Raw genomic sequence first — 11,734 nt, 5'->3', positions numbered from 1 at the left:
GCAACGCAGTATGCAATCATTGCCCTTGCATCCGTTGTGACAGGCCAAACCGTATGGGATCAAATTACATTTTCCGCCCCGGCGCTCATATTGGGTTGGGCGATTAGCGTTATAGGCGAGGCGACCCAAATGCGCTTGGTCGAGGAGGCGCTTTTTATCCGAAGGCATCGATGACGAGAGCTGAATTTACGACAATCCTGGTTGGGATTATCGGCTTGAAAGTAGATAGCGGCACGGAACAAAAATTCAGCGATTTCAGCGATGTTACTCGCAGTGATTGGTTCTAGCCGCACGTAAACGCCGCTTATCGGGCAGGAATCGTCAAAGGTTTTCCCGATGGATTTCATCCGAACGATAAAATTACTCGCGAGCAAATGGCCGTAATGGTGGTCAGAGCGCTTTCCTTGCAAGCAACAGATCAAGACACAGGACTCAAAGATATGCCGCAAGTGTCAGATTGGGCTGCAAACGAAGTGCGGACTATAGCGGCGCTCGGAATGATGTCTGGTTGGAACAACCGTTTCCACCAAACGCTGAAGTAACGAGGGGAATGGCAACTGTGGTGGCGATGAGAGCTTACTATCTTATGAAGGCTAATCACTAACGATTAGAGTATTGTACAATACTGGGGGACAGGCACGCGGCGTGACTGTCCCGTTTTTTTAAGATAATTCATATTTTCGTAACTATTCTTGTTTTTCTAGGATCAGTTGCGATATATGGGAAGGTGAGCGTCCGGAAGGATTTTAAAATGTATACTTATAGTAGAAAATTATACAAAATTAATAGGAAAAATATGCATGTATATACTGATGGTCAAGAGAATGAAACGGTTATTATTGATAAATACAGTTATATACTGTACTTGCCAATAATCACTTCAATAATTTGGAAGTGAAAAAAGCCGGCAGTATCCCTATGCCATTCTGAGCTGCGTTTTGATCTGGGCTAATGTAGCCCCGGCTTGAGCTTGGTAATAAATATACGCAATCATGTCCTGCTTTTTCAGTGAGCGGTAATGATGTAAACCATCGATCAAGCCTCCAGGGCCATCATAGATGCAGCACATCTAAGCAAACATCAGCAGGGTCAGGTAGCGATCCATCGCCAGACGGACTTTAGCGGTTCGAAAGTATGTTTAAATCGCCCAACGCTTGCTGTAGTCGTTTAGAATTTCTTCGTTGGTTAGTGAAACATCGGTGCTTAGAAAAGCCTTCATGCGGTGGGGATCCAAACCTTGACCTTCTTCCCAGCATAGCAGCAGGGCGGCATTTTCCAAGAGATTAAGCTTCCCTTCATAGCGATATACCCGGTAAGCGGAGGAGCCGATGGTGACCAGATCGGTATCCGATTTCGAGATGTAGGAAGCAAAGCTTTTTAGCGATTGCCGAATGCCTTGCGGATAGAAATACGGTTCGTTTTCAAACCGCTAATGACATGAAAGCCTTGTTTTGCACTCGCTTGAAGTACCGCAGACGAGGGATACCACGAGTCCATCAGCACGTAGGTTGGACACGTGGACATCGGGACCGCTTGGATCATCTCGCAAGCCAGGGCAATTTTGCTCTTGCCTTCCGGGTCTTACCGTTCCGTAGCAAATGGATACACCTGATCACCTGATCGGAGCAGAGCTTGAACAACGGCATGCCCATATACGTTCTGTCCCTTGAGATGAGAGTGCTGGAACGAAGCCCCTTGAATCGTGTGCGTCGCCTGAGACGAAGGCTTGGTTTTTTCGCACACGGTGTCGTCCAGAATCACTAACATCGGGCCATGTTCTCGCAGAGCGTTCGCTTTGATTTGCTGAAAGGCTATACGTTGAACGATGCATTGAAGGAACTGTGCGTCCCAGCTTCCGTGAGATAAGAAATGACTTAAGGTTCTGCAATCTCGATCCTGCAAGCTTTCCCGATGGATGTCGGTTAAGGTACGAGAAAATCCAAGAGAAAGCATGCCATCTACGAAGTACCGGATGTGATGGAGCACGGGTTTGGTGAAATAAAGTGGGAGTTTCCACTGCTGAAAAAGATTGTTCCAATGGTTTTGTTGTGTTAACGTATACGTATGAGACATGTGTTGTTCTCTCCTGCGTAGGGTGGTTGGTGGTACTTCTATTTTACGCCGAGAGTCAAGTATGTCTCTTTTTACATTTCATGGAACTGATTTTAAGCAAGTACAGTTATATAGTTAACACAGGATTCTTTCTTTAATTCTGTCCAACTATTCGGGTCACAGTTCATGGTGGTTCATCTGGTAATTGTTTTTTTGTACTCCCGATTTGCAATATTTAATGAGCTCACTTGTGCTCATCTCTAATATTCGCTTCATTTTGTTACAATTTTCTTGGTATTCAGGATGATCGTACCAGTCAAATGAAGTACGGCTGTGCGGCAAATGGTATACAAAATGATTAAATGATCTATGAGACAGCAACTGTTCAATTTTATATGTGAGTACATTATCTTCACCGCCCCAACCGATCATCTCTTGTGGCCATCCGCCAATTTCAAAAAAAGAATCTTTTTTAATGATTAATATCCCACCCGCAAAAACTAACGCTTCGCGATGACGAGAGATGTCTTGAGTATTAAACGAGCGAAATAATTCATTAAAAGCTGTTGGATCATTCTCTTTAACTTTATAATGAATTAGTTCTTCTTCTGTTAAATCGATACAAATCGAAAAGGGGTTTACAGCTTGAACATCCGTGCACTGCTGAATACAATTTAATAAAGCTTCGGGATCCATAATAAGGTCATTATCAGTGAATAATAATATATCGTTATTGGCATGCAACGCTCCTAAATTTCTAGCATAAGAACGATTGAAAATTCCGGTATCTTTCTTAAATACATGTTGAACGGTATGTGGAGAATTATTTAATTCCATTTTGGGTTGTTCATCCATCTCGGAGATTATGATTTCTTGATTAGGAAAAAAACGGTTAATCCACTGCAATGTAATTTTAAGATTTCGTTCACGATCAGGTGTGCTTTTTCTATACGGAATAATAAATGAGCATTGGGGATTTTGCATAAGGTATTCTCCTTATTAGCTAGAGTTTGTTAGAGGTTTAACCAAACTTGTAGGAATAAATTCGTTGAGCAGCGGGACCGGCTTTAGAGGGAGACAAATTTATTATAGATGAATTGTTAATAGTAAATCAAACAATTTTTATATTTGGTGCTTAATAAAGGATAATAACCCTATAATAGATTATTAAATTAATTTTATTCCAAATTTAAGCGAAAATTAATTCCAGTTCCAATAGACGAGGACTCTGGAAGCCACCTGGTTCACGAATGATCTTAAACGATTCGGCCGTACATCAAGAATACATATATTGTACACCCCCTCGTTTTTATTGGCTAACTCAGTATAGAGGATCCATGCGCACACTTAATTAGCAGTTAGGGATAATTTTCTACTATAATTGGGATAAATTCTTATTAAATAAATAAATGTACCTTTTTTACAAAAAAATGATTGATTTGTTTCTCGTGTTATATTATTTTAGATAATAACTACCAAATAATGATTGATTCTCCAGGTGGATAAGCGAGGCAAATTGTTCTTTTTACTCAATTTTCAATCGAGTATGATTATTGGATTTAACATGCAAAGTGTTTTTTTAAACAAATATACTGGAGGGAATTATGTACAAAACGGTGATTTTTGATGTTGACGGTACGCTTATCGATACAGAAGTGGCAGTGATAAATTCACTTCAAAAGGCACTAATGGAGTATCGTAATAAAGAATATGCGTTTGAGCAGCTTCAATTTGTTCTTGGTATTCCAGGGGCACGGTCACTAAAGCAATTGGGAATTCCAGATGAAGATATAGATAGAGTAAACGAGAGATGGAATTTTTTTATGAAGGAATTTTCTCATTTTATAAAAGTGTTCCCTGAAATAACCGAGCTTCTGGAATCCCTTATGGAAAATAAAATAGTTGTAGGCATAGTGACTTCCAAGACCCGCAAGGAGTTGGCAGATGACTTTGTACCGTTTGGACTTATGAAATATTTGCCGCATATTGTATGCGCAGACGATACTGCAAATCATAAACCACATCCTGACCCTATTCTGAAATTTCTTGAAATATCAGGTGCTGTTCCAAGTAATTCTATTTATATAGGAGACACCATATACGATATGGAATGTGCTCAAAGTTCTGGCGTCGATTTTGGCTTGGCCCTCTGGGGTTGTAAAAACCCGGACTCAATTTTAACCCAGAAAAAGTTAAGCAATCCAAAAGATATATGGGGTTTAATCACATCATAAAGAAGCTTATAGCGAAAAAAGGAGACTTTGAATTATGAGACAAAAGCAGATTTTTTTATTTGATTTTGATGGTACATTAGTTGATTCGTTGTTGCTCGTCTATTGCTCCTTCCAAGAGGTTTTCAAACATTTTGACAAAGTAGATAAAACGAATGAAGAAATCATTGCTTTATTCGGTCCGAGTGAAAGTGAAATTATAAAGCAGCATTTAAGCTCAAGGCAAGATGTTGGAGCGGCAGTTGAGCATTATTATAAAGTGTATACAGAGCGGCATATGGAGTACATTTCTATCAATCCGGAGATTCTTGATCTTATTCATCAATTAAAAGAAGAAGGGAAAAAAATTGGTATTATAACCGGAAAAGGACGAAGGAGTCTAAATATCTCTTTGGAACTTCTTCAATTAGAAGATATGTTTGACATCACCATTTCTTCTGACGATGTAATTAACCCGAAACCTGATCCGGAAGGCATAATTAAAGCCTTAGACACATTAGGGTATGGACCTCAGGATGCGTATTTTGTCGGTGACAGTGAAGCAGATATTATAGCGGGAAAATCTGCACAGGTAACAACGGTGGGAGTCCATTGGCTAGAGAATTTCCAAACCTCGGCATTTCATTTGCAACCTGATCATTACTTTACCAAAATTTCAGACTTTAAAAAACTTATAGTCTAACATAGGATCAAATTGGAGTGAACGAATATGATAATAATGGGTACTACAGCCATTTTGAAGGACAAAGAACAAATTGAGTTTAACCATACTCAAGTATTGCAAGACGATAACAAAATGTTGATTAAAACCAAATTTCTTGGAGTTTGTACTTCAGATATTAAAAATTATTTAGCTAATAACTCTCATTATTTCGGTCATGAAATGGTTGGAGAAGTAGTTTACGATTTTGAGAAATTTAAAAGAGGAGATTACGTTAATATTTTTCATAAACATGGATGTATGGACTGTATTGGATGCAATTCTGGTTTTTTGCACCTGTGCCAATCACCGCATCTTATGCCAATGTCATTTGCCGAATATGTATCGATTCCTAAAAAAAGTGTTGAATATTGCGTTTACAAACTCCCTAAATCCGACAATTATGGCGACTATGTTTTTCTAGATTCTTTAAGTTGTGTAGTGCGCGGAGTAAATCGATTAAATCTTACAAGCGGCAAAAAAGTGCTGATTAATGGGACTGGATTTTTAGCTATTTTATATGCATCAATTTTGATGGCGAAGAATTTCACGGTGCATTTATTTGGGGGGAATCAAAAAAAAGCGGAACTTATCAACAAAAAACTTCCAAATTATATAGTAAAGACATCAATTTCAGAATTAGATAAATACGATATACAAATTGATACAACCGGAAATGCGGAACTGCTTTCCGAGTTAGTTAACTTTATCGTTCCACAAGGGCAATTGTTGTGTTTTAGTAGTTTTAATCACCCGCTATCATTAGGTTACTTTCGCAATAATGAGATTACTTTGTTATTTTCGAAACATACCACTAGGTCAGATGTGACTGAAGCTATAGATTTGATATCTTCTAAAACAATCCCAATGAAAGAGATGTTTACTTTTTACAGACATCTCGATGATTTGGAGAACAGTATAAAAAGTACAATTGAAAATAAGATAATAAGGGGGGTAATTTGTCTTGATTAATGTATACGAATGCGAGAAAGAAACTGAAATTAGCCATAACGGAGTGGGAAATCTTAGAAAAGTAAGGGCGTATAACACCATTGATTTTGCCACCAATATAGATTTTATCGATTATATCGAGGTGCCACCGGGCGTAAGTATTGGCACTCACCAGCACGGTTATAACGAGGAGATTTATTTTATTGTTGAAGGTAGTGGCACTATGTCAATAGAAGGTAAAGAATATAATGTGAAGAGCGGAGATGTGATTATCAACAAAATAAATGGTACACACGGTTTAATAAATCATTCATCTGACGATATGAAAATTTTTATTTTTCAAGTCAAACAATAATTGGTATGGATTTTATACCAATTATAAATATGTGATTAAGAGGAGCAAATTATGCAGAATATGGATGTGCTAAGTGGGTTGAGGGTGGATAACAATATAATTAAAACAACTAGTCAGTATGAATTTTCCTTTGATGTAGTCACAACGAACAATATATTCGACTTGAATAACACTGCTATTTTGAATGTCTGCAAGGGGAAAAAGCTGCTTATTGTTATTTCTGAGACAATCGAAACATTATATGGAGAGCGTATAAGGAACTATTTTGAAGGAAACTATAAACCAGAGATGTTTAAAATTATAATAATTAATACAACTGAAGCCAATAAAAACATAGAAAATGTTCTGTCCGTATGCAAAGCCGGTAAAGAGTTTGGATTAGATCGGACGTCCTTGATGGTTGCTATCGGCGGCGGTATTCTTATGGATATTGTGGGCTTTGCAAGTTCTATCTTTAAAAGGAAACTTAATTATATACGCATTCCGACGACGCTGGTAGGACACATTGATGCGGGAGTAGGCATAAAAACAGGTGTAAATTTTTCAGGATCTAAAAATTATATCGGAGCTTTCCATCCTCCTGTCAACGTTATTAATGATATAGATTTTTTGAAAACATTGCCGGTCAAAGAAATTGTTTGCGGACTATCAGAGATTATTAAAATGGGAATTATTGTAGATATGGAGCTGTTTGAACTAGTAGAATCTCATTACGCAGTGCTGATAGAAGGTAGATATCAAGGGGATATATTAATTTCCAATAGAGTAAATAATTTGGCGATTGTGGGAATGCTGAAGCAGTTGATTATAAACTTCTATGAAAATGATTTAGAGAGACTAGTTGATTTTGGCCATACATTTAGTCCGTTTATAGAAGAGTATACAAATTATAGAGTTAAACACGGCATTGCTGTAGCAATGGATATGGCAATATCTACAGAGATTTCCTATTTATTAAATAAAATTTCGAAGAATGAGAGGAATAGGATTCTCAATTTAATACTCAACATTGGTGTAAACATTTATGATGAAAAGATTTATAACACCCAATTAATGTATAAATCATTAATAAATATCGTGCTTCACCGAGGGGGGGATTTAAATTTGGTTATACCTACCGAAATTGGGCAAGCAACCTTTATTAAAAGCCTCGATGAAGTTCCATGTTATCTCCTTCAAGTAGTTTTTGAGAATCTAAAGAATTATCAGTTGTCGGGGAGCGTGACGGATGAAAATAGCATTGGTGTTTGATATCGGTGGGACATCTTTTAGGACAGGTGTCTTAAATGAGGAAATGACGCTCTTAGAAAATGAGAAGTTCGACTCCGTCAATTACTTAAATTCAAAAGGTGTGACATCATTTCAAATTAAAGAGGCTTTAGTACGCTCTATATATGAAAAGTATAAACATTATCAAAATAAGGGATATGTTATTTCGGAAATCGGGATTGGATTTCCCGGTCCAGTAAATAGCGCCGGTGAAGTGCAGGAGGCACCGACTTTATGGGGACCGATGGATAAACCATATCCTTTGATGAAAGAGATAAAAAATTTAATTCCGAACCTTCCGGTCGTAATTATTAACGATCTAACAGCTGCGGGATGGCGCTATATTGAAGAGAATAATGGTACGTTCGGAATCATTACCGTGTCTTCCGGAGTTGGGAATAAATTATTCTGGAAGAAAGAAACGTTATTGTCCGCATCGGGTTATGGAGGGGAGTTAGGGCATTCTTATTTTGGGAATGAGTATAAAGATTTCTTGTGTGGGTGTGGTTATAAGGGACATATTGGAGCTATTGCTTCTGGAAGAGGAGTAGAACAAATAGCGAATCGCTACATCGTTAAAGAGCATGATCTGTATAAGAAGTCTATATTTAATGGAAAAAAAAAGATAACGACGTATGATTTAATTCAAGGTTTAGATAGGGAGGACGCGTTTTCAGAAATGATTGTAAAAGAAGGAGCTCTTCCTATTGCAAGTGGCATTCATTTTATTTATTCGCTAGTTGGAATTGAGCATTTTATAATCATTGGTGGTTTTGCTTGCTCTGTTGGTCAAAAGTATATTCGGTACCTTAATGAGCATTTGATTGAGATGGGCATAATGGGTAAAACAGAAAATGAAATCATTAAAATGGTTAAGTTGGGGAAGTCTGACGACTTGAATGGTCTTTACGGTATGGGCAACTATTTAAAATATAATAAATCGAAGGAGCTGATCTTTTGAAATTGACAGAAAAGTATTCAAAATATTTAGCCAAAAACACATGGCCAAACCTACATACACAACCTATTAAAAAAGGTGAAGGTGTGTATTTTTGGGACACAGACGATAAACGTTTCATGGACTTTTCAAGCCAGACTTTAAATTTGCTTTTGGGTCAATGCCATCCCGAAATTGTAGCAGCAATTCAACATCAAGCAGCTACTTTAACCTATGCCTCAAGCCGATTTTCATCGTTGCCTTATCTACAGGCTGCCGAAGCTTTAGTAAGTATTGCGCCTCCAGGGTTTAACAAAGTCAATATTAAAATGTGCGACGGTTCGGATGCAAATGAAGCAGCTATTAAGACTGCAAAGAAATATACGAAAAAGACGGGAATTGTCTCTTTCATTATGGGACATACAGGCCAAACCACTCAAACGATTCAACTTCGGGGATATATGAGGGATCCCGAAATATTTTTGGGTAATACCGAAGATGTGATATTTGTGGATTGGCCCGAGTTCAGAGAGCCTAATGACTATGTTCCAGTATTAAATATCATTGAAAGAAAAATAGAAGACCATGGTAACGTAGCAGCAATCCTTATAGATCCTATGATGGTGAATGCTGGTGTTCTTGTCGGCGATAGCACTGCTAATTTTTTGAAAGGTATTCAGTCCATCTGTAAGGAAAATGGTTGTTTGTTCATACTTGATGAAAATCAAAGTTTTGGATGGCTTCCAGGTCTATTTGCAGCTAACTATTACAACGTATCTCCGGATATTATTACAATGGGGAAAGGTCTATCAGCTGGTCATCCACTGTCGGGTATATTAATTAAAGATGAGTTGGACGGTGTGCTTAACTACAATGATGCAGACTTTACACATGGGGGGCATGCTCTATCCTGTGCTGCTGCCGTTGCGTGCATTAACGAGTTAAAGAAGACAGACTTTAAAATTAATCCTAAATGGGAATTGATTTCCAGAAAGCTATTGGAAATAAAACGAAACGTAAAAATTAATTTTATTTATAGAGGAACAGGGCTCGTGCATGGCATTTCAATTGAAGAAGGGGACTCTAATCTTAATAAGGAAATTGCAAATTCCATATTTAATCATTGTATCGATCAAGGTGTCTTTTTCCGGCTCTTTGAAAATAAAATTGTCGTTAAACCGCCGATCATTGTAACAGAAGAACAAATAAATGAAGCGCTGGATATTTTGTCGGCAGCGTTTAATGAGGTGGAACTGTTATGGAACTAGGACTATTTACTAGGGCATTTCAAGAATTAAGCAAAGAGGATGCATTTGCAAAAATAAATGAATATGGGTTTAAATCTATTGAAGTAGTCGCTAATCAGGGAAGCAAGCATATGGATTTAGATTCTGCTTTAACTAGCGATTATTACAACAAATACACTAAATTGATAGAAAAATTTGATTTAAACATATCCTCCTTAACTTTGCACCGTGATGCGCAGCTTGTGTTGGGGCCGCATGGAGATTCAACACAGCATTTTTTTAAAGGTATTGAAGAGGAGCAAGTTGCTTTTGGGGTAAAACGCGCCAAACTTGCTGCAGATGTAGCCCAAGAATACAACATTCCTATAGTTGTAGGGTATCTAGGATGTAAAGATTTTTCTCAATATTATCCTTGGCCTTCTAAGGACGGTTGGGATCGTCAACTACAGCTTGCATATGATCGTTGGATGCCAATTTTTGAGTATTATGAAAAAGCTGGCGTTGTGTTTGCGCACGAAGTAGGTCCTCAACAAATAGCATATGATTTGGAGACGGCAATCAGGGTCACTAACTTGTTTAAGACAAATTCATTCGGGATTTGTTTGGATCCTTCAAACCTGATACTTGTCGGGATAGAACCTGCACAATTTATAGATTATCTTGGGAAAAAAATTGTTCATGTTCATGCAAAAGACGCGGAATTTACTCATTACAAAGCAATATCGGGATTGCTTCCTCACGGGGATTTGAGCCGGCCGACAAGAGGAGTGAGATTCAGAATTCCCGGTTGGGGAGATATAAATTGGAAAAAAACGTTAACTGCGTTAAAATTGAATGGATATAATGGGGTATTGTCTATAGAGTATGAGGATCCAACTTTCTCTGTTGATGAAGGTTTGGCTAAATCAATTGAATTTTTAAATCCATTGTTATATAAGTAATTTATAATCAAAAGTGTTAATTATACAATCTGTAAAAGGACTTAACGAAAGGTGGAAGTTTCCTCTTTTGTTAAGTCCAATGTTTTGAGATTGAGTTCATTTATATTCATATCTAGAAATCCATGGGGGGAGGAAGTTTATGAACTTAAAGAAATACAATTACTCGAGGGAAGCAATCATTTTATTAGTTATGCATTCTTTATATACGCTTGGTACTGCATTGACCTCAGTGTTTCTTAATATATTCTTATGGAAGCTTGGTAATAGTGTAAGCATTAATGCTGCGTACAATTTAATTGCTTTTGGAACCATGGTGTTTGCATGTATTTTGGGAGGGAGACTAACCAAGAAATTTGGAAAGGTAACTGTCTATCGAATAGGTATTTGTCTGATATCACTTTTCTTTGCCAGCATCCTTATTCTTAAACAAAATGTTATCGATTATTATCATGGGATTGCAGTATTGCATGGAATCGGATTGGCATTGTATTGGATGGGCCATGCTTTGATTACATACGATGTTACAACGGAAGACAACCGCATGAAATATATTTCCATAAGTTTTGTAATCAATACTACGCTCAGTATTATTGGTCCCTCGCTTGCGGGCAATATTATAGTTAACCAGAATGAAATGAAAGGTTACTATATTATTTTTATGGCGGCACTTACTCTATTCTTTATTACAGCATTAGGAAGTCTCTGGTTGAATAACAAAAGTAAAAATGAAAAGTTTTTATTGAAATATATGGGCCTGTTGATGAAAAAAAATCCAAATTGGTTCGTTGTTTTGATTGGTTGGTTTATTATTGGTTTACTTCACGGGTTAATGTACTTCCTAACTGATATTTTGCTTTTCCGCAGTTTAGGTAAAGAAGACTACGTGGGTTATATGAGTATGACGTTGTTAATCATAAGTGTGATTACAAGCTTTATCATGTCTTATAATACAAAACAAAATGCTCAAAAAAATTATATTTATACATCATCAATTGGATATGCAATCATTTCTTTGCTTTTAATATTTTGGTCAAATAATATTGTAATCATT

At 37.2% G+C, this 11,734-nt stretch carries 13 protein-coding genes and 1 pseudogene; 11 read left to right on the top strand and 3 right to left on the bottom strand.

Going from position 1 to position 11,734, the window contains the following annotated elements; translation table 11 throughout:
* Window positions 1–302: 302 nt before the first annotated feature.
* Window positions 303–368, top strand: a pseudogene (locus tag JFN88_RS25150) (S-layer homology domain-containing protein); the annotation flags it as partial.
* A gap of 6 nt (window positions 369–374) precedes the next feature.
* Window positions 375–542: a hypothetical protein gene (locus JFN88_RS25145; protein WP_199018648.1), complete on the top strand. Its 168-nt coding sequence runs from the start codon at window positions 375–377 to the stop codon at window positions 540–542.
* Window positions 543–1,138: 596 nt separating this feature from the next.
* Here JFN88_RS25145 and JFN88_RS07165 read toward each other — a convergent pair.
* From JFN88_RS07165 to JFN88_RS07155, 3 genes are all read right to left on the bottom strand, one after another.
* The gene (locus JFN88_RS07165) at window positions 1,139–1,279 is read right to left on the bottom strand and encodes a hypothetical protein (protein ID WP_199018647.1); all 141 of its coding nucleotides are present in this window, start codon (window positions 1,277–1,279) and stop codon (window positions 1,139–1,141) included.
* 302 nt (window positions 1,280–1,581) lie between these two features.
* Complete coding sequence (locus JFN88_RS07160) at window positions 1,582–2,073, bottom strand: transposase (RefSeq protein WP_199018646.1); 492 nt, start codon at window positions 2,071–2,073, stop codon at window positions 1,582–1,584.
* Window positions 2,074–2,229: 156 nt separating this feature from the next.
* Entirely contained in the window at window positions 2,230–3,036 is an 807-nt protein-coding gene (locus tag JFN88_RS07155) for a galactosyltransferase-related protein (RefSeq protein ID WP_199018645.1), read from the bottom strand.
* Between the two features lie 620 nt (window positions 3,037–3,656).
* Here JFN88_RS07155 and JFN88_RS07150 point away from each other — a divergent pair.
* From JFN88_RS07150 to JFN88_RS07110, 9 genes are all read left to right on the top strand, one after another.
* Window positions 3,657–4,286 (top strand): HAD family hydrolase, encoded by a 630-nt coding sequence (locus tag JFN88_RS07150; protein ID WP_199018644.1) that lies wholly within the window; start codon window positions 3,657–3,659, stop codon window positions 4,284–4,286.
* Between the two features lie 34 nt (window positions 4,287–4,320).
* Window positions 4,321–4,965 (top strand): HAD family hydrolase, encoded by a 645-nt coding sequence (locus JFN88_RS07145; protein WP_199018643.1) that lies wholly within the window; start codon window positions 4,321–4,323, stop codon window positions 4,963–4,965.
* Window positions 4,966–4,992: 27 nt separating this feature from the next.
* On the top strand, window positions 4,993–5,955 hold the full coding sequence (locus tag JFN88_RS07140; RefSeq protein WP_199018642.1) for an alcohol dehydrogenase catalytic domain-containing protein: 963 nt from the start codon (window positions 4,993–4,995) through the stop codon (window positions 5,953–5,955).
* Window positions 5,948–6,289, top strand: coding sequence for a cupin domain-containing protein (locus JFN88_RS07135; protein WP_233167527.1), 342 nt, complete (start codon window positions 5,948–5,950; stop codon window positions 6,287–6,289). Before JFN88_RS07140 ends, JFN88_RS07135 begins: the two co-directional genes overlap by 8 nt.
* Window positions 6,290–6,340: 51 nt before the next feature.
* Entirely contained in the window at window positions 6,341–7,540 is a 1,200-nt protein-coding gene (locus JFN88_RS07130; RefSeq protein WP_199018641.1) for a sedoheptulose 7-phosphate cyclase, read from the top strand.
* Window positions 7,518–8,519, top strand: a complete 1,002-nt coding sequence (locus JFN88_RS07125; RefSeq protein WP_199018640.1) for an ROK family protein — start codon at window positions 7,518–7,520, stop codon at window positions 8,517–8,519. The genes JFN88_RS07130 and JFN88_RS07125 overlap by 23 nt, the downstream gene beginning before the upstream one ends.
* Window positions 8,516–9,763 (top strand): aminotransferase class III-fold pyridoxal phosphate-dependent enzyme, encoded by a 1,248-nt coding sequence (locus JFN88_RS07120; RefSeq protein WP_233167525.1) that lies wholly within the window; start codon window positions 8,516–8,518, stop codon window positions 9,761–9,763. Before JFN88_RS07125 ends, JFN88_RS07120 begins: the two co-directional genes overlap by 4 nt.
* Window positions 9,754–10,683 (top strand): sugar phosphate isomerase/epimerase family protein, encoded by a 930-nt coding sequence (locus JFN88_RS07115; protein WP_199018639.1) that lies wholly within the window; start codon window positions 9,754–9,756, stop codon window positions 10,681–10,683. The genes JFN88_RS07120 and JFN88_RS07115 overlap by 10 nt, the downstream gene beginning before the upstream one ends.
* A 139-nt stretch (window positions 10,684–10,822) precedes the next feature.
* A partial coding sequence (locus JFN88_RS07110) for an MFS transporter (protein WP_199018638.1) occupies window positions 10,823–11,734 on the top strand: 912 nt, incomplete at its 3' end.

Source organism: Paenibacillus roseus, assembly GCF_016424485.1.
Classification (GTDB): Bacteria; Bacillota; Bacilli; order Paenibacillales; family Paenibacillaceae; genus Paenibacillus_D; species Paenibacillus_D roseus.
Note: the sequence above shows the minus strand (reverse complement) of the source record. Positions and strands in the feature narration are given on the sequence as shown.

Excerpts from the sequence above, each read along its gene's own strand:
- JFN88_RS07160 (WP_199018646.1), bottom strand. The coding sequence starts at position 2,073 with ATGTCTCATACGTATACGTTAACACAACAAAACCATTGGAACAATCTT.
- JFN88_RS07130 (WP_199018641.1), top strand. The coding sequence starts at position 6,341 with ATGCAGAATATGGATGTGCTAAGTGGGTTGAGGGTGGATAACAATATA.
- JFN88_RS07145 (WP_199018643.1), top strand. The coding sequence starts at position 4,321 with ATGAGACAAAAGCAGATTTTTTTATTTGATTTTGATGGTACATTAGTT.
- JFN88_RS07115 (WP_199018639.1), top strand. The coding sequence starts at position 9,754 with ATGGAACTAGGACTATTTACTAGGGCATTTCAAGAATTAAGCAAAGAG.
- JFN88_RS07150 (WP_199018644.1), top strand. The coding sequence starts at position 3,657 with ATGTACAAAACGGTGATTTTTGATGTTGACGGTACGCTTATCGATACA.
- JFN88_RS07125 (WP_199018640.1), top strand. The coding sequence starts at position 7,518 with ATGAAAATAGCATTGGTGTTTGATATCGGTGGGACATCTTTTAGGACA.
- JFN88_RS07155 (WP_199018645.1), bottom strand. The coding sequence starts at position 3,036 with ATGCAAAATCCCCAATGCTCATTTATTATTCCGTATAGAAAAAGCACA.
- JFN88_RS25145 (WP_199018648.1), top strand. The coding sequence starts at position 375 with ATGGCCGTAATGGTGGTCAGAGCGCTTTCCTTGCAAGCAACAGATCAA.
- JFN88_RS07140 (WP_199018642.1), top strand. The coding sequence starts at position 4,993 with ATGATAATAATGGGTACTACAGCCATTTTGAAGGACAAAGAACAAATT.